16 protein-coding genes and 1 pseudogene are annotated in these 19,506 nt (G+C 28.6%); 1 reads left to right on the plus strand and 16 read right to left on the minus strand.

Translation table 11 applies throughout. From position 1 onward, the window contains the following. Nucleotides 1–31 precede the first annotated feature (31 nt). Genes I2A66_RS17240 through hsdR form a run of 3 tightly spaced genes read right to left on the minus strand, consistent with a single transcriptional unit; the run spans nucleotide 32 to nucleotide 5,630 of the window. Nucleotides 32–1,759: a restriction endonuclease subunit S gene (locus I2A66_RS17240; RefSeq protein ID WP_195251665.1), complete on the minus strand. Its 1,728-nt coding sequence runs from the start codon at nucleotides 1,757–1,759 to the stop codon at nucleotides 32–34. Nucleotide 1,760: 1 nt separating this feature from the next. Continuing rightward, nucleotides 1,761–3,194 (minus strand): type I restriction-modification system subunit M, encoded by a 1,434-nt coding sequence (locus tag I2A66_RS10985; RefSeq protein ID WP_195251666.1) that lies wholly within the window; start codon nucleotides 3,192–3,194, stop codon nucleotides 1,761–1,763. Nucleotides 3,195–3,209: 15 nt separating this feature from the next. After that, nucleotides 3,210–5,630 carry an EcoAI/FtnUII family type I restriction enzme subunit R gene (gene hsdR, locus I2A66_RS10990; protein ID WP_195251667.1) on the minus strand — a complete coding sequence of 807 codons (2,421 nt, stop codon included), beginning with the start codon at nucleotides 5,628–5,630 and terminating at the stop codon, nucleotides 3,210–3,212. Nucleotides 5,631–5,902: 272 nt separating this feature from the next. Here hsdR and I2A66_RS10995 point away from each other — a divergent pair. Continuing rightward, nucleotides 5,903–7,779: pseudogene (locus I2A66_RS10995) on the plus strand (DNA topoisomerase); the annotation flags it as partial. Nucleotides 7,780–7,811: 32 nt separating this feature from the next. Here the strand turns inward: I2A66_RS10995 and I2A66_RS11000 are convergent. From I2A66_RS11000 to I2A66_RS11060, 13 genes are all read right to left on the minus strand, one after another. Further along, nucleotides 7,812–8,060, minus strand: coding sequence for a double zinc ribbon domain-containing protein (locus I2A66_RS11000; RefSeq protein WP_122641258.1), 249 nt, complete (start codon nucleotides 8,058–8,060; stop codon nucleotides 7,812–7,814). Nucleotides 8,061–8,230: 170 nt separating this feature from the next. Next, the gene (locus I2A66_RS11005) at nucleotides 8,231–9,067 is read right to left on the minus strand and encodes a pyruvate, water dikinase regulatory protein (RefSeq protein WP_122641257.1); all 837 of its coding nucleotides are present in this window, start codon (nucleotides 9,065–9,067) and stop codon (nucleotides 8,231–8,233) included. A gap of 12 nt (nucleotides 9,068–9,079) precedes the next feature. Beyond that, complete coding sequence (locus I2A66_RS11010) at nucleotides 9,080–9,715, minus strand: helix-turn-helix transcriptional regulator (RefSeq protein ID WP_122641256.1); 636 nt, start codon at nucleotides 9,713–9,715, stop codon at nucleotides 9,080–9,082. 378 nt (nucleotides 9,716–10,093) lie between these two features. After that, on the minus strand, nucleotides 10,094–12,160 hold the full coding sequence (gene glyS, locus I2A66_RS11015) for a glycine--tRNA ligase subunit beta (RefSeq protein ID WP_122641255.1): 2,067 nt from the start codon (nucleotides 12,158–12,160) through the stop codon (nucleotides 10,094–10,096). After that, nucleotides 12,160–13,038 (minus strand): glycine--tRNA ligase subunit alpha, encoded by an 879-nt coding sequence (gene glyQ, locus I2A66_RS11020; RefSeq protein WP_122641254.1) that lies wholly within the window; start codon nucleotides 13,036–13,038, stop codon nucleotides 12,160–12,162. Before glyQ ends, glyS begins: the two co-directional genes overlap by 1 nt. Nucleotides 13,039–13,199: 161 nt before the next feature. Continuing rightward, nucleotides 13,200–13,787: a DUF4342 domain-containing protein gene (locus I2A66_RS17245; RefSeq protein ID WP_122641253.1), complete on the minus strand. Its 588-nt coding sequence runs from the start codon at nucleotides 13,785–13,787 to the stop codon at nucleotides 13,200–13,202. Continuing rightward, the gene (gene recO, locus I2A66_RS11030; protein ID WP_147515753.1) at nucleotides 13,780–14,553 is read right to left on the minus strand and encodes a DNA repair protein RecO; all 774 of its coding nucleotides are present in this window, start codon (nucleotides 14,551–14,553) and stop codon (nucleotides 13,780–13,782) included. The genes I2A66_RS17245 and recO overlap by 8 nt, the downstream gene beginning before the upstream one ends. After that, entirely contained in the window at nucleotides 14,519–14,674 is a 156-nt protein-coding gene (locus tag I2A66_RS11035; protein ID WP_122641251.1) for a YqzL family protein, read from the minus strand. The genes recO and I2A66_RS11035 overlap by 35 nt, the downstream gene beginning before the upstream one ends. 82 nt (nucleotides 14,675–14,756) lie before the next feature. Further along, nucleotides 14,757–16,136: a magnesium transporter gene (mgtE, locus tag I2A66_RS11040; protein WP_122641250.1), complete on the minus strand. Its 1,380-nt coding sequence runs from the start codon at nucleotides 16,134–16,136 to the stop codon at nucleotides 14,757–14,759. Nucleotides 16,137–16,147: 11 nt separating this feature from the next. Next, complete coding sequence (gene era, locus I2A66_RS11045) at nucleotides 16,148–17,038, minus strand: GTPase Era (RefSeq protein ID WP_122641249.1); 891 nt, start codon at nucleotides 17,036–17,038, stop codon at nucleotides 16,148–16,150. A 228-nt stretch (nucleotides 17,039–17,266) separates the two neighbouring features. Further along, entirely contained in the window at nucleotides 17,267–17,989 is a 723-nt protein-coding gene (locus I2A66_RS11050; protein WP_122641248.1) for a diacylglycerol kinase, read from the minus strand. Nucleotides 17,990–17,993: 4 nt separating this feature from the next. Beyond that, a complete protein-coding gene (gene ybeY, locus I2A66_RS11055) occupies nucleotides 17,994–18,458 on the minus strand; it encodes an rRNA maturation RNase YbeY (protein ID WP_122641247.1) in 465 nt (154 codons plus the stop codon). A 27-nt stretch (nucleotides 18,459–18,485) separates the two neighbouring features. Then, nucleotides 18,486–19,490 carry a PhoH family protein gene (locus I2A66_RS11060; RefSeq protein ID WP_147515750.1) on the minus strand — a complete coding sequence of 335 codons (1,005 nt, stop codon included), beginning with the start codon at nucleotides 19,488–19,490 and terminating at the stop codon, nucleotides 18,486–18,488. Between the last annotated feature and the right edge of the window lie 16 nt (nucleotides 19,491–19,506).

The following is a 19,506-nucleotide window of genomic DNA, read 5'->3' on the forward strand; positions in this document are numbered from 1 at the left end:
TTTCAATACTAAAAAAAGCATAGGAACTAACCTATGCTTTAAAACTATTTTTTAATATGCACTCCATTAATTTTTCACTATATTTCTTACTTTTTTCTATTCTTAACTCCAGTTCATCACAAACTTTCATTAATTTTTCAACTCTATCAATAATTCTTTCTTGTTCATTTATTGATGGCAATGGCATAACCAATTCGCTTAAAGAAACTGCATTTACATTTGGTTGACCTGTTCCTTGAGATTTACTAATTAATTGTCTCCAATATAAAGGAGTTTCTAAGAATAACTTTAGGTATCTAGGGTTTATAGATTTTAAAGGTATTACTCTTATTAAGTATGATGCAAAAACTGCACTATACTCAACATTCTCAACAATAAATGACTTTCCTATTGTTCCCCCTGTTCTAGCTATAAGTATATCATTATTTTCTAGCTTACAAGATTCTAACTTTTTTTCATCTATATCACAATATGGAACAGTTCCCCAATTAACCATATTATTTTGTATATCAGTTATTCTAACAAATTTAACACCTGTATTGTCAATTTTAGCAGATGCAGTATAGCCATAATGAATATTCTGTGCTAGTTCTCTCATTCTTATCCATTCCCAATCTTTAGGCAACTCATAAGGAATTTCATCTTCACTAATCTCTGGAAGTGGCTTTTCCTTCTTAATCTTCTTATCCTTAACAAGCCTATCTTTCTCTTCTCTAATCCTCTCAAGTAACGCACTTGCAGGCTCATCACTCTCATCTTGTGGCACTAGCTTTCCCTTAACAGCCAAGCTTAAAATAGCATTCTTAAGCTCACCAACAGCACCATCAGCCAAAGTTAAATCCTTAAAATTATCTATAATAAATCTTAAAGCTTCCTCTAACTCCTCATAAAAACTACAATTGCTTACACCATTTAAAACAGATTTAGCACTTAAAGAGCCATACTTGACCTTTTCTTCTAACTGAGCTTCTAAGTTATCACAAAACGCCATTAAATAGTCTACTTTTTCCACTATTCTCTTTTGCTCATTTAATGATGGCAACGGAAATAGCACGTTACTTTTAAGATAATCTATAGATACTAAATTCTTCATTGCTGAACCTTTTGCAGATTCATTTATTTCTCTTTGAGTTAATGACTTAAACATATTTATAAAATATGTATTATCTATAACTTCTTCATTTAATCGAATCTTAAGCAATGCTTGATTTATAATACCTTTTTCAATACCTTTAGGTAATATATATGTTTCTCCTATAGTTCCTGCACAACTTATTATTATATCGCCTTCTACAACCTCAAATCTTTTCAACTCTTCATACTTCTCATTACTAATATAGTATTCTCCAAGTTTCCAGTCTTTTTTTATAGCATTCTTTTGTTCATAAATCTTACAAGTATTCTCTCCTTTTGGAACAAACATATCTTTTTTTATAGCACTTCCAAATGGTCCTCTTCTTACTGAGTTATCATTTAGTGCTACTATGTCCATTAATCTTACCCACTCCCAACCTTTTGGCAACTCATAAGGAAGTTCACACTCACTAATCTCTGGAAGTGGTTTTTCCTTCTTTATTTTCTTTTCCTTAACTAATCTATTCTTCTCTTCTCTAACCTTTTCAAGTAACACACTTACAGGCTCATCATTTTCATCTTGCTGTAAAATCTTACCTCTAACAGCTAAACTTAAAATATATTCTCTAAGCTTTTTAACCTTCTCTGGTCTGTCAAATATCACACTAAACTCATTAAGTAACATATTACACCTCTAATATCTTTCTTAATTCTTCTATTAAAGCATCTTGTAATTTCTCTACTTCAATCTTAGCTTCATGATACTTCTCCAGCAACATTTTAGGGTCTCCTAAATCTTCTTCTTCCTTATTAGGATTCTTAAAATCTAAGTTATAATTTCTATTTTTTATCTCCTCTACACTAATCTTCCAAGCATATTCATTTTCTTCTCTATTATTCCACCACTTCTTTTCTAAATCAAATTCCTCTAGTTTAATAGGCTTAGTCTTAGTGTAGTTCTTATATCCCTGTGGTAATGGATGTTCAAAGAACCAAACTTCTTTTGTAGGTTCTCCTTTTTCAAAGAATAATAAGTTAGTATTTATACCAGTATAAGGAGCAAATACACCATTCGGCATTCTAACTATTGTATGAAGGTTAAATTCACTAAGTAGCTTTTCTTTTATTTTAGTTTTAACACCTTCCCCAAACAAGAATCCATCAGGAAGTACTACACCTGCTCTACCTTTGTCACTTAATCTATACATCATAAGTGTCATAAATAAGTCTGCTGTTTCTTTAGTTTGGAAGTTATTTGGGAAGTTAATAAGTACACTATCTTCCTCTACGCCTCCAAATGGTGGATTCATAGCTATAACATCTACATAATCACTTTCTTTTAAATCTCTAATATCTTTCGTAAGTGAATTATCATGAGCTATATTAGGTACATCTATATCATGAAGTATAAGATTAGTTGTTGCTAATAAGTGTGGCAGTGGCTTTTTCTCAACACCTATTATTGTTTCTCCTAATACTTTTATATCATCAACATTTTTTTGTTGCTTCTTTAGGTGCTCTATAGCACAAGTCAAGAATCCTCCTGTACCACAAGCAAAGTCCGCCACTTTTTCTCCAAGTTTTGGTTCTAAAATATCTATAATGAATTGAGTTACAGGTCTTGGAGTATAGAATTCTCCAGAGTTTCCAGCACTTTGAAGGTCTTTTAATATATTTTCATATATATCATTGAATAAATGTCTATCTTCACTTGCTGTAAAATCTATCTCATTTAATTTGTTTACAACCTGTCTTATTAATGCTCCTGATTTCATATAGTTATATGAATCTTCAAATACAGCCTTAACTAAGAAAGCTTTAGCGTCTGAATCTGCTCCAAGTTCCATTTCTTTTAATTCTTTAAATAACTTATTATTTATAAAATCTAATAGCTCATCACCTGTTATTCCTTCATCATCACTTGCCCAGTTTCTCCATTTTAATTCTTCAGGAATTACTGCTTTATAATCATCTTCTAATTCCCATTCTTCTTCTTTTGCATCAAATACTTTTAAGAATATCATCCACACAAGTTGCGATATCCTTTGTGCATCTCCATCAACACCTGCATCTTGTCTCATTATATCTTGTACAGACTTTATTACGTTACTTACTGACATTGTCTATTTCTCCTTCTAGCTTATTGTATATAGTTCATGTACCAATTCTTTTATTGCCATTTCATAGTTTTTCTTACCACCAAATCCTTTTTTAACTATTTCAAGTTGTGAGCCAAACTCTTTAAACTCTGGCAATTTTAATATTTTTACATCATCAATATTATTAATACCTTCATTTTCATATTTTTCAAGAAGTTTATTTATTACTCCTTGTGCTACTTCTGAATATTTACCAAAGTAATTTCTCTTTTTAACGTTATTTGCTCTTTCTTTTCTTGTTAATGGTGGCATATCAAATGCTATATGGCATATTAAATCAAATACATCCATATCTCTTCCAATTTCATCTTCTAATTCTTCTAAGAATATACCTTTTTCAAGTAAATGAGCTTCTATTTCTTCTCTTTTAGTTTCTTCTGTCCACTTACTTAAAAACTCATCTAAGTTTGTGAATTCTTTTTTCATATTCTTTTTAGTATAATCTTTTAATGATTCTGTTATTAGCTTACCATCTGGACCATAATATTGAACCCTTGAGTTTAATACTTTCACTTCTACATCTGGTAGATAATATTTTTTAACTTTATTTTCATCTGTTCCATTAAATATATCATCGTTAAAATTAGAGTTTGTATTATATGCTTCATTTTCATTTACACAATCTGCATTTAAATCTTCTTCTGTAATATCTAAACCTTCTATATCTATTTCTTCATCGCTCTCTAAAGGTATATCTTCCATTGAGTTTACATCTTTAATTTTAACTGGGTCTCCGTCAAATTCTTTATCTGCAAATAATCTTGATACATCTCTAAAATCTATTAATGTGAAGTATAGTTTATTATAATCTTCTCTTATTCTAGTTCCACGACCTAGTATTTGCTTAAATTCTATCATTGATGATATTTCGCTGTCTATTACTATAAATTCACAAGTCTTACAGTCTACTCCTGTTGTAAGTAGTTTTGATGTTGTAACAAGTGTAGGGTATTTTTCTTTAGGAGTTGTAAAGTTGTATAGCTCTGATTTTCCTAATTCATTATCTCCTGTTATTTGTATTACATATTTATTATTTTCTGTATATAAATCACTATTTTCATTTCTAAGAGCTTCTGCCATTCTTTCTGCGTGGTCTATATCTGTGCAGAAGAATATTGTTTTAGCCATTCTTTTATCATTAGCTTTAAGATAGTCTGATACATATTTTGCTACCAATTTAGTTCTTTGTTCGAGTACTAAGTTTCTATCATAGTCTTTTTTATTGTATACTCTATCTTCTAGTTCATTTCCATATTTATCTCTTTTGTATTTTTCAGGTCTGTATCCCTCTAAATCTCTATCTATTCCTACTCTCACTACTTTGTATGGAGCTAAGAATCCGTCTTCTATTCCTTGTTTTAAAGAATAAGTAAATATTGCTTCTCCAAAGTAATCCATATTAGATACATCTTTAGTTTCTTTTGGTGTTGCTGTTAGACCTATTTGTGTCGCAGAACTAAAGTAATCTAGTATTTCTCTCCAAGCTGAATCATCTTTTGCACTTCCTCTATGACACTCATCTACTATTATTAAGTCAAAATAGTCTGGGCTATACTCTTTATAAACCTTTTTCTCTTCTGTGTCTCCTGTTAGACTTTGGTATAATGCAAATTGAATTTCTCTTGATTTGTCTACTTTTCTATTTCTAATCCAATGTATGTTATCACTATTTTTTAGAGGTTTAAAGTCCCCTCCTATAGTTTGTTCAACTAAGATATTTCTATCTGCTAGGTATAGTACTCTTTTCTTAGCTTTTGATTTAAATAATCTATACACTATTTGAAATGCTGTGTAAGTCTTTCCTGTTCCTGTAGCCATTACAAGTAATATCCTATCTTGTCCTTTAGCAACAGCTTCTACTGTTCTATTTATTGCTATTCTTTGATAGTATCTAGGCGAAAAACTATTTTTATCGTAATGATAAGAATGTGTTATTACCTTTTCCTCTTCTTCAGTTATTCCTTTGTATTCTTTATATCTATTCCAAAGTTCTTCTTGTGTTGGAAATTCCCCTAAAGTTAATTCTCTTTCTATTATTCCATCTTTTTTAGTTCTATCATGCTCTATAAATCCATCTCCATTTGATGAATAAACAAATGGCACATCTAGTATATTTCCATAATCTATTGCTTGTTGCATCCCTGCCCTTACAGAGTGTTTATTATCTTTTGCTTCTATTATTGCAAGTGGTATATTTGTTGAATTTGATTTATATGAAAGTATTATATCTGCCCTTTTTTTACTTCCTCTACTTACTAGCTTTTTTCTTACTATTATTTTTCCATCTGTAAAAGTTACTTCTTCTGATATTTGTTTTTTATCCCAACCTGATTTTTCAATTGCAGGTATTATGTACTGAGTTATTATACTTCTTTCACTCATTTTTTTCTTATCCAAGTAATTTTCCCCTCCTAAATTACAATTTTTAGCTATTATTTATTATAACATTCTTACTTATATATTGAGAAGTAATGTTATTTTTTAATAACTACGTGTGCAAAAAATAGTTGAGTATTATTATAGGTTGACTACTTTGTTATTAATGTTGTATCTTTTTTATATAATAGCTTTGTGCAATTTATATTATTTTATAAACTATATATGTATCCTAGGTTTTTCAAGTAATTGCCTCTCTTTTATAATATTGCACACATGTATAAGTAAGTATACGAGAAGGAGAACTTATATCATTTTTAATATTTTTATTGGCAAAAAATAAAAAACCTGTAAAAAGAATACTTGTAAATGAATGGACTCCCGAAGATATAACTCGAGGACTTAATAATTTAAAAGATAATTCTGATATGTTAAATTTACAAGCAGCTGGATATACTAGACTTCTCACTGACTGGTTAATAGGAATTAATTTTACTTCTGTTGCTACATTAAAATATGGAAATGGTAAATTACTTAATATAGGTCGTGTAATACTTCCTACTGTTAAATTAGTTTATGATAGAGATATGGAGATTTCAAACTTTATTCCTAAAAATTATTTTGAAATTGAAGGAAATTTTAAAAGTTCAAATGGGGAGTATAAAGGAAAATATATAAAAGGCAAAGAAAGTAAATTTGATACTATTGATGATGCTAATAAAATTATAAATACTATTACTTCTAGTAATGGACAAATAACTAATAAGAAAGTAACAACTTCTAAAGAATATGCTCCAAAACTATTTAGTTTAACTTCTTTACAAGGTTTTATAACTTCAAAGTATTCAAATTTTACTTCAGACAAGGTTTTAAGCGTATGTCAGTCTCTTTATGAGGGAAAAGGTAAAGGTGGATATATAACTTATCCTAGAACTGATTCTATTTATTTAGAAGAAAGTTTAGTCCCTAAAGTTTCTCAGACACTAGATAAATTAAAAGTCGGTCTTCCTTATGAAAATAAAATATCTTTTACAAAAAGTAAAAGAATATTTGACTCTTCAAAGGTTGATAGCCATAGTGCTATAATTCCTACTTATATAATACCTACAAACCTTACACCTGATGAAAAAATTGTCTATGATGCTATAAAAGATAGATTCATAGCAAACTTTATGCCCCCTGCTGAATATGAAAATACAGAAATAAAAACTGAAGTTGATAAACATGTATTCTTAACCAAAGGAAAAGTCTTAAAAGTTAAGGGATACTTAGAAGTATATAATAAAGAAGAAAAAGATGACTTACTTCCTATGGTTAATAAATCTGAAATTGTTGATGTATTAGATATAAAAACCTTAACTAAACAAACTACTCCACCTAAACCGTATACTGAAGATACTTTACTTAAAGCTATGAAAAACTGCGGTAAAAATGTATCAGATGATGATACGACAGTTTTATCAGGGTACTCAATAGGAACTTCTGCAACACGTGCAGATGTTTTGAAAAAAATAGGTCAAGTTGGTTATGTGAAAAAGAAAGGTAAGTCATACTCTATAACTGATTTAGGTAAAAATCTAGTTGAAATTTTTCCTGTAACAGATCTATTTGATGTAGACTATACTGGTAAATTAGAGAAAAGTTTAAGTGATATTCAAAAAGGACAATTTACTAGAAAAGAATATCTAACTAATATTATGAACTTTATTTATCAAAATGTTAATTTAATAAAAAGAGATAGCAATAAAAGTATAAATACTGAAAATTATACTTACAACCCTAAGACAAAAAAATATATTAAAGAGTCTTCTGCTACAATAAAAAACTCTACGAAATCAAAATCCACTACTAAAACTGTAAAGTCTGAAAAAAATGACTCTTTAGGAAAATGTCCAATATGTCAAAATGATGTGGTTGAATTTGAAAAAGGATATTTATGCACTAACTATAGTAACTGTAAATTCGGAATTTGGAAAAATGACAAATATTTAGAATACTATAATAAAAAACCAAATAAATCTATGGTTAAAAGCATATTAAAAAATGGTCAAGCTAAAGTTAAATCTTTAACATCAAAAAAGGTACTAAATTTGATGCATTGCTAAAATATACAAAAAAAGAAAATGGTTATTGGGGATGGACTATGGAAGTAGATAATTCTTCTAAATAAATAAGGTTAGCTGGTGATTACACCAACTAACCTTATTTATCATCATAAAATACTTCATCTATTTTATTTCTTGCTAATCTCATCAGTTCATTTAATTTATACCCTCTTAACTTACATCCACATTTAGGGCAATATTCTAATTTTTTAGAAACTAAAGCTCTGCAATTAGGCTCTGGACATCTTATTTTTTCATTAACTTCCGAAACTTTTAATCCACATCTAGGGCAAATTGTACCAGGTCTTGATGAAACTTCTTTCCCACATCTTGGACACTTGACCATATTATATCCCTCCATAAAATTAACTTAAAAATACTCCTTTATTATTTATATGCAAAGTATACTTAATAAGTTTCTTTTACATAATTATAAAGGAGCATTGTAATAACTAATTTATGTTAAGTTTAATTTATACAACTAGACATATTTTTTTAATTTTAAGGTGAAATTAATTATTTATCTTTAATTTTAAATGTGTTTATTCCATTTTCTTTCATTAAGTCTATAATTATGCCTGCAGTTTCTTCTATTGCTTTATTAGAAACATCTATAACAGGACATCCTAGCTTTTTCATTACAGTATCTGAGTAATCTAGTTCTTGCAATATTCTTTCAAGGTTTGCATAATTTGCATTACTTGATAAACCTAATGCTTTTAATCTTTCTTGTCTTATTTTATTTAATTTTTCAGGTGTATTCGTAAGCCCTATTATTTTCTTAGGATTTATGTCATTTAACTCTTTAGGTAATGGTATTTCAGGTACTAATGGAACATTAGCAACCTTTATATTCTTATTGGCTAAATACATACTAAGAGGTGTTTTTGATGTTCTTGATATACCAACTAAAACTATATCTGATTTTAAAACTCCTCTTGGATCTTTCCCATCATCATACTTAACTGCAAATTCTATAGCTTCTACTCTTTTAAAGTAACTTTCATCTAGCTTTCTTATGATACCAGGCTCTCTCTTTGGCTTTCTTTCAGTTTTCTTTGCTATTTCACTTAGTATTGGAGACATTAAGTCTATATTGCTTAATCCCTCTTCCATACAATATTCTCTAGTTAAATTAGATAAGTTCTCATCTACTAAAGTATATATGATTATAGCTTCTTCATTTTTTCCGCTATTTAGTATTTCCATAAGAAATTTTTTATCTGCTACATAAGGAAATCTTCTAATCTCATAATTGTCATTTATTGAAAATTGAGATAAGGCAGCTTTTGCAACTTGTTGAGCTGTTTCTCCCACAGAATCTGATATCACATATATGATCAAATTTTCCATATACTCCCCTCCTTAATTGTCTATCATCTCTAAAAATAGCTTTGTTATATTCGTTTTCGATATTCTTCCAACTATTTTTACCTTCAACCCATCCTCACTTGTTTCTACAACTGGTAAAGAATCTACCTCATGTTCTATAATCTTTCTAACTATTAGTAAAATTTCTTCATCTCTACTAGTAGTTATTACATTGGGAGTTCTAGTCATAATCATACCTATAGGAATTCTGTTTATATCAGACCCTCCTATAGTAGCTTTTAATAAATCCTTTCTAGAAACTACACCACATAGGTTTTCATTATCATCTGTTATGAATATACTTCCTACATCAGATAAAAACATATTAACTATTACTTCATATATACTTATATCTTGTTTTACTATTACTGGCATACTCATTATATCTTCTGCCTTTTTATCTTTTATGCTATTACCAACTAGATTTAAATCACTAACTCCAGAATAAAAGTATCCTACCTTAGGTCTTGCATCTAAAATTCCTGTCATAGTTAATATTGCTAAGTCTGATCTTAGTGTGGCACGTGTCACATTTAAGCTAGCAGCTATGCTTTCACTAGTTATTGGTTCATTAGCTTTGACAATGTCGATTATTTTTAGCTGTCTTTGATTAAGTTGAATAATAATCACCTTCCTCTTTAATGTGATACACTTTTTAATCAGAAATCCATTATATAGTATAATATTATATATCTATATATGACATTCTGTAAATGTTTTTTATTATCTTATAGTATATTATTAATTTTAATACGTCTATTTTTTAACATATTCATATAAAAAATTTATTAAAATACTATAAACTTTATTTATTGTTCAATTTATTTTAACATTATAATATATATTTTTTAAATACAAAATTTAAGTTTATTTAAATTTAATTTCTTTTTAATTAAATTCAAATAAGGGATAAAATCTATTAATATATATATAAAGCTATGCTTTATCATATACACCTTGATTTCACCCCTTATTTTAGTATCTATTATCTACGTGTATTTATTCTTATTATTTATAAACTATCTTAGATAAATCACATATGCTAAGCATTGTGTCACAAATTTGCTTTAATAAAGCTAATCTATTATTTTTTATATCTTCATCCTTATCCATTACCATAACATTATCAAACATATTATCAACTAATGGTCTTAATGACGCAAACGCATCTAAAGCTTCACTATATTTTTTATCTTTTAATAATTCATTAACTTTTACTTTGATTTCTTTAAATCTATTGTATAACTTAATTTCAGCATCTTCTTTAAGTAAACTTTCATTTAATTCTGATGAAGTAGCTTTCTGAGCTAAAGTAGAAACTCTATTAAATGCAGTTAACATTTCAACTAACCCTTCAGTAGACAACCAATTATTAAGTTCTACAGCTCTTGTATGCATATCTGATATATCATTTATTTCTGAACTTAATACTGCTTCTATTACATCGTATCTTATTCCTAAATCTCTAAATAAATTTTTAATTCTCTCTTTGAAGAATTCCATTATTTGAGCACAAACTTCATCTTTATCAAATTCTAAACTACTATAGTTATTTAATGCATGGCTAATTAAATCTTTTAAATTTATATCTAGTTTCTTATCCATTAATATGCTTAATACACCTAATGCTTGACGTCTTAATGCATATGGATCTTGAGACCCTGTTGGCTGAATTCCTATAGCAAAAAATCCTGCAATTGAATCTAATTTATCAGCTATAGCTAATGCCATACCTGCTTTAGTTGATGGAAGTATATCTCCTGCAAATCTTGGTAAATAATGTTCGAATATAGCTTCGCTAACAACTTCATTTTCTCCACCAACTTTAGCATATTCTCTACCCATTATACCTTGTAGTTCAGTGAATTCAAATACCATATTCGTAACTAAATCTGCTTTACATAACTTAGCAGCTCTTGATGTATCTTCTTTTATATCACCTAAATTTAATGAATCTAATATATCTAAACTTAACTTTTCTATTCTTAATGTTTTATCGTATACTGTTCCTAGTTTAGCTTGGAACACAACAGTTTTTAATTTTTCTATATAACTCTCTAAGTTCTTCTTAATATCTTCATTATAGAAGAATAAAGCATCTTCAAGTCTAGCAACTAAAACTTTTTCATTTCCAGCTTTTACAACATCTATTTTATAATCATTACCATTTCTAACTGCTATAAAGTTAGGTAGTAATTTACCATCTTTAATTACAGGGAAGTATCTTTGATGCTCTTTCATAGGAGTTGTAACAACTTCTTTAGGAAGATTTGCATAAGCTTTATCAAATTCTCCATAGAATGCTGTTGGATATTCTACTAAATAAGTTATTTCATCTAATAAATCTTCATCAAACTCAACTTCTCCCCCTAATGAGTTTGCAACTTCTATACATTGTTGTTTTATTAAGTCTTTTCTTTTATTTTGATCTAAAATTACATAATTAGATTCTAATTTAGCAAGGTAGTCTTCTAATGAATTAACTTCAAACTCCTTTTCACCTAGGAATCTATGCCCTTTTGTAACATTTGATGATACTATACCTTCTAAATTTATTTCTAGTACTTCATCATTTAATAAAGTAACCATCCATCTTATAGGTCTAGCAAATCTCATATTTTTTCCACCCCAACGCATAGCTTTAGGGAAAGTAACCGCTTTAACTGCTTCTGGTAATACAGTTTTTAAAACTTCACTAGTCTCTATACCTTCTTGTTTTATAGTACCAAATATGTACTCATCTTTTCCAACTTGCTTAAAGTATATATCTTCTTCTTTTAAACCTTTACTTTTTATAAATCCTAAAGCTGGTTTAGTAAAGTTTCCATCTGCATCTACTGCTATTTTCTTAGAAGGTCCTTTAACTTCTTCTTCTAAATTACTTTGTCTATCACTTATACCTTTTACAACAAAAGTTAATCTTCTTGGTGTTCCATAAGTTTCTATATTGTCAAATACTATTCTATTTTCATTAAATAATTTTGTTAAATTGTTTTTTATTTGTTCTAAAGTACTACTAACAAATCTTGATGGTAATTCTTCCACACCTACTTCAAATAAAAGATAATTATTCATTATTTGTCACCTTCCTTTAAAAGAGGATATCCCATTTCTTCTCTTTGCTTAACATATAAGGAAGAAACTGCTCTAGCCATATTTCTAACTCTTCCTATAAATGATGCTCTTTGGCTAACTCCTATAGCTCCTCTTGCATCTAGTGTATTAAATGTATGAGAGCATTTTAATACATAATCATATGAAGGTATTACTAGTCCTCTTTCTATAAGCTTTAAAGCTTCTTTTTCATATGTATCAAATAAATTAAATAACATATCTGCATCACATTCTTCAAATGCATACACAGAGTTTTCATATTCAGATTGCTTAAATACATCTCCGTATGTTATTTTATCATTCCATTTTAAGTCATATACGCTATCAACTTCTTGTATGTACATAGCAAGTCTCTCTAAACCATATGTAATTTCTCCAGTCTCAAGCTCACATTCTATACCTCCAACTTGTTGGAAATATGTAAACTGAGTTATTTCCATACCGTCTAGCCATACTTCCCATCCAAGTCCCCAAGCACCGACCGTAGTTGATTCCCAGTTATCTTCAACGAATCTTATATCGTGTTCTAAAGGATTTATTCCTATAGCTTCTAAGCTTCCTAAATATAATTCTTGTATATTATCTGGAGATGGTTTTAATATAACTTGGAATTGATGATGTTGATATAATCTATTTGGATTTTCTCCATATCTACCATCTGCAGGTCTTCTAGATGGTTCCACATAACATACGCTCCAAGGTTCTGGTCCTAATGATCTTAAAAGAGTATTTGGATTCATAGTACCTGCACCCTTCTCAACATCATAAGGTTGCATCATGATACATCCTTGTTTTGACCAGTAATTTTGTAAAGCCAGTATCATCTCTTGAAAATTCATAAGAATACCTCCTGTTAATTTAAATTTCTATTTAATAAACATTGACGTTTAATAATAACAACAAAGCCTTTCGTCTACACGAAAGGCCCTTTTAGAGTTCTTTTATAACTTTTAGAATATCAAATCATTCAAATTTTGTCAATATAGATAGGTAATATCTACTATTCTTCTTTATTTTCATTTTTTTGATTTTCAGTTTCTTTTATAAGTTCATCTGTTATGTCTTTATTATCTTTATTTTTTTCAGAAACTACATCCTTCATTTCTTTAGCTGCATTCGTTATCATATCTTTTAACATATTTAATTTTTCTTCAGTTAGTTCACCTAAATCTATAGTTGTACCATCATCTTCATTTTGAACTTTTATATTATATTTTCCTATTACAGCAGCTGAAAGACCTATCATTGCAGGTATTGTTGCAAATGCTAAACCAACTACGCCTACTGTTAAAGGTATATTAATTATAGTTTTGCCATCTTTATCTATTATAACTCTTATTACACTACTTTTTCTAAGAAGTTCTTTTAATTGATATTTTATTTGTTCTCCATCTTTTCCTAACACTTCTTCTACAGTTTTCTTAACTTTTTTTGTAGAGTTTGATCCTTTTTTAGATTCTAATAAGATAATAGCTTCCACTACATCTCCATCACAAACTTGTAGAGCTTCTTTAGCTTGTGCATAAGTTACATTTGGAATTCTTTGATATACAGCATCTATACTTTCTATAGTTATTTTATTACTCACCCTTATCCACTCCCTTTTCGTTTTCTAATTCATGTAATAAGTGTAGCGATTTAAAATTAACATTGTCAATATAAATCATTAAGTATTGCTTTAAAATTCTTTGTAGTTCATAAGTTATATATTTAGATACTTTTGCTTTACTACATCTTAATATATCATTACTTAATATATATTCCATAAGCCTTATAGTTGTTATATCTATTTTCATGTTTTCTGTAAAATTTGTACTACATTCCTTGCATAATATACCACCTTCATATACATTAAATACATATTCATCAGAGTTTCGTTCTCCACAATTACTACATCTGCTTACAACAGGTCTAAGCCCAATATAATCTAAGAATTTTAACTCAAATGCTCTTGTAATAAACTTTTTATCTATATTTTCTTGAGTATATAAATATAAGGTCTGAGCAAGTAATACAAACAATCTATTATTTGTTTGATTTTCCAGTGTTGAAGATTCTACTAATTTTGTTATATATGTAGCATATGAAAATGCTTCTAAATCATAGGATAAGTCATAAAAGCTCTTAATTATATCACTTTGACTTATTCTATACATATTTCCTTGTTTTTTTAAAGTGTAATTAGCATAAGAAAATAGTTGAGCTGAGGAAAGCAAGGTACTTTTATTTTTCTTTGCTCCCTTAGCCATTGCAACTATCTTCCCTAATTTCCTGGTAAATATAGTTAATATTACGTCATTTTCTTTATACCTCACGGCTTTAAGAACTATCCCTTGGGTATTCAAGATTATCATAGTTGCTATCTATCTCCCTCGTTTGATTATTTTCTTCGTCTATTTTCTTTAAATCATTTAAGTATAAAAAGGCTTCTATACTTCCAGTCTTTTCAAAAATATTCCAATACAAATTGTCCATTTTTAAAAACCCCCTTCTTACGACTATATCTATATTTTTAGTAAGAAAGGGGTAAATAATACATTAAAATTATTAAAAGTTATTATGCAATTTTTGACAATACAAGCGAAGTTATTACAAAATACACAGTAACACCTGTAATATCAAGTATTGTAGATATTAAAGGTGCTGATATTATTGATGGATCTACATCTAATCTCTTCAATAAAGCAGGCATAAATGCACCTATCATTGATCCAACTGTCATATTTATAAATAATGATAGTGATACAGCTAAAACTATACTAATATCCTTTATAAATATAAACGATGCTCCTCCTATTATGACACTACATAGTATACCTGTAATAAGTCCTACAGCACCTTCTTTTAATACATTTGTATAATCTAAGTTTTTATTAGATAACGTCATTACAGTTAGTGCAGACGATTGTGTTCCTATGTTTCCACCCATACCAATTACTACTGGTATAAAAAATATTAACGGTGTATACTTTGGATTTGTTATAAAATCTAAATTAGAAATTATAGCTGTAGAAATTAGGCCTCCTATTAGAGTTATAATAAGCCATGTTATTCTAGATCTAACAGAAGAAAGTATTTGTTCCTTAGGCGTAGTGTTTACCTTTTCAATAAGGTCAACTTCATGCTCAGAAGATCCTGCAAATTTATACATATCCTCAGTAGCCTCTTCTTCCATTACATCAATTATATCATCGACAGTTATTATACCTTTTAATCGTTTTTGTCTATCTATAACAGGAATCGCAACTAAGTTATACTTAGAAACTAACCTAACCGCTTCCTCTCTATCTTCATCAACATAAACAGATATAATATTTTCGCTCATTAGTTCTTCTACTATATTAGAATTTCTAGCAGTTATTAATTCTCTTAATGATATTACTCCAACTAATCTCTCTTCGTTATCAACTACATATATATAATATATAGTTTCGGCATCTAAAGCATTCTTCCTTAAATGTTCTATAGCATCTTTAGCTGTCATATCTTTATTCACTTCTATATATCCTGTGGTCATAATCCCGCCAGCAGATTCTTCTTCATAAATTAATAACTCTTTTACATCATCGGCATCTTCTTGACTTAATAGCTCCATAACGCCTTCTCTTTCTTCTTCTTCTAGTTGGCTTAAAATATCTGCCATATCATCAAGAGACATTAATTCTAATATATTCTTACGATGATCTATATCTATTTTAGATAATATAGTTTTAAAAAATTCTACATCACATTCTTCTAATATTGAAGCGGACATATCTATTGGAAGGACTTCAAATAACTTAACCTTCATATTTTCATCTAAGTACTCCATAATATCGAATATATCTATTATATGGTACTCTTCAAGCAATTCCCTTAACTCCAATATTTTATTGTTATCAATTAAAGATTTAACTTCATTTAACAAATCTTTGGAAATATCCTGTTTCCTATCCATGTAATCCACCCTTATTTATCAGTATACCCAAAATTACTTACATAATTTTGTAAATTTCTCCAATTCTCTTTAACTTTAACCCATAGTTGAAGATTTATTTGAGATCCTAAAAGTAGCTCGATATCTTCTCTTGCAGCCTTACCTATTCCCTTTAATTTTCTACCATTTTTACCTATAATTATACCTTTATGAGAATCTCTTTCGCAGTATATTACAGCTGAAATATCTACAATTGCTTTATCATTTCTTGACTTCATTTTTTCTATCTCTACTGCAACACCGTGAGGTATTTCATCATGAACATAGTGAAGAACTTTTTCTCTTATTAATTCTGATACTAAAACTCTTTCTGGTTGATCTGTTATCATATAATCAGGGAAATACTTTGGTCCCTCTTGTAAATATTTTTGTACGACCTTAAGTAATTCTTTTGTATTTCTTCCTTTTAAAGCTGAAATAGGAACTATTTCTTTAAATACACCTTCCGCATGGTACATTTTCATTAAATCAAATAATTCACTCTCTTCCATTTGGTCCATTTTATTTAAAACTAAGATAACAGGAGCTTTAACACCTCTTAAATCTTCTATTATCATTCTATCTCCAGGACCTATTTTTTTAGATTCATCCACTACATATAATACTACATCTACATTTTTAAATGCATCTGTAGCTGATTTAACCATATATTCACCTAGTTTAGTTTTAGGCTTATGTATACCTGGTGTATCTAAAAATACCATTTGGCATTCTTCATCTGTATAAACTGCTTGAATTGTATTTCTTGTAGTTTGAGGTTTGTCACTCATTATCGCTATCTTTTCTCCAACTACATTGTTCATAAGTGTAGATTTCCCAACATTTGGTCTACCTACTATACTAACAAATCCTGATTTGAACATTTATGTGTCTCCTACCTTTTGTCTAAAATTATTTTATTATTCTTATATCCGTTCTAAATTTTATAATTAAATATATCAGTATTTTTCTGGATACTTATGCTAATTACATATATTTTTTATTATTAGCATTTTCTTTAGTATCTTACATTATAACATAAAAAAGAAGTCTTGCAGACTTCTTTTTTATGTTAGCCTACTTGATAATTTTTAAATATATTCAAGTATTTTTTAATAAAAATTAATTATCTTAATTTGGAAAACTAACATTCCAATTAGAATACCTAATAGTGCACCAGCAATAGTTTCCCAAAAAGTATGTATTTTTCCTTCTATCCTACTTTGTGCAACAAGTATAGCCATTATATATGCAAGAGTTGCAGCAACTGGTCTTTCCGTCATCATAGTTATGGATGTAGCCATTGCAAATGCTAAAGCTGCATGCCCACTAGGCATCCCTCCTTTTAAAGGAGTTCCTGTTGATGTTAATGCCTTAACTACAACTACTGATATAAGTACTAAAACTATACATATTAAAGTTACATGAGGATCAGATTTTCGTATTGTAAATATAAGCGATTTAGACATATCTGTTATTTGATTATAAAATAACATATATCCAACTACAACTGAGTTAAGAGCTGCAATTACAACTGCTCCAGCAGCAACATCCTTTGCTATTTTAGCAAGAGGATGATATTCATCAGTTACCATATCTATAGCATTTTCTATTGCTGTATTAAACATTTCAGTTATAATTACTAAACTTATAGAAAATAGTAATATCAATGTTTCTACTTTTGTTAAATCAAAGAATAAACTTCCTATTAGCACTATTGCAGCTAAACAATAATGTATTTTCATATTACGTTCACATTTAAATGTATATATTATACCTTCTATGGCTGCATTAAAAGCTTTTATTATTCCTTGTCGAGTTTTTTTTACTTTCATAAAACTACTCCCTTGTTATGCTTAGCTTGTTTAATATATAATCTTCTTTTTCTCTCATTTCTTTAGTATTTTCTTCAGTATCATGATCATAACCTAAAAGATGGAACATACTATGGCAAACTAAAAAGCATACTTCCCTTTCAAAACTATGATTATAATCTATACTTTGTTCAAAAGCTCTTTCTAGTGAAATAACTATATCACCTAAGGATTTTTCTTCTAATTCAATATCAAAATCAAATTCTTCATCTATCATTGGAAATGATAAAACATCTGTAGGTCTATCTATACCTCTAAATGTCTTATTTAGTTCATGTATTTCTTTATTATCTACAAAAGATAAACTTATATCATAATCATCGTCATATCCTTCATAATCTAAACATTCTAGTATTATATCCTTTATTTTTTCTAATAACTCTTCATTCACTTGAAGTTTATTTTGTCTGTCATCTATTATAAGTTCCATTGTCACACCTATCTCTTTCTTAAAAGTCTATTTATTCTTAGAAGAAATTCTCTCTTGTATTTTATTTCTTCTAACTTCTTCTTCTTTGTCAAATTTATTATAAGCTCTTATTATTCTTTGAACTAATTCATGTCTTACAACATCTTTATCACTTAACTCTATGCTTCCTATGCCTGGAACATCTTTTAATATCTTTGTAGCCTGAATTAATCCACTTTTATTTTTATTAGGTAGGTCAGTTTGAGTTAAATCTCCTGTTACTACAGCCTTTGAACCAAATCCAAGCCTAGTTAAGAACATTTTCATTTGTTCTGGAGTTGTATTTTGAGCTTCATCTAGTATAATAAAAGCATTATCTAATGTTCTACCTCTCATAAAAGCTAATGGTGCTACTTCTATAGTACCTCTTTCTAAATATTTATTAAACTTATCAGGTCCTATCATATCAAATAGAGCATCATATAATGGTCTTAAATATGGATCTACTTTGTCTTTTAAATCTCCAGGTAAAAATCCTAAACTTTCTCCAGCTTCTACTGCCGGTCTAGTAAGAATTATCCTACTAACTTCATCCTTTTTAAAAGCTTTAACTGCCATAGCTACAGCTAGGTATGTTTTTCCAGTACCTGCAGGTCCAACACCAAAAGTAATATCATTATTTTGAATTAACTTTACATAGTCTTTTTGACCTAATGTTTTTGGCTGAACAGATTTCCCCTTTTGAGTAATTACTATTGTATCTTCTAATTCCTTTATTCTACTCTCACTACCTTCTAATAATAGTGATAATGAATATGATATATTTTGTTTATCTAAAGTTTTTCCATTTGATACAGCTTGATGAAGTTCATTCATAAGTTTTAATGCTGAGTCTACATTCTTTTCTTCTCCCATTAAAACTATATTTCCTTCCCTTAATATAACATCTATACTTAATGCTTCCTCAATTAATTTAACATTTTCATCAAAGTTTCCAAATAACTCTCTCTCAAATCTTTCTTCAGATACTAAAAATTTCTTTTGTATTATCAATTGGTTTATTCCTCCT

It is taken from the genome of Romboutsia sp. 1001713B170207_170306_H8, assembly GCF_015550495.1.
GTDB lineage: Bacteria > Bacillota > Clostridia > Peptostreptococcales > Peptostreptococcaceae > Romboutsia_E.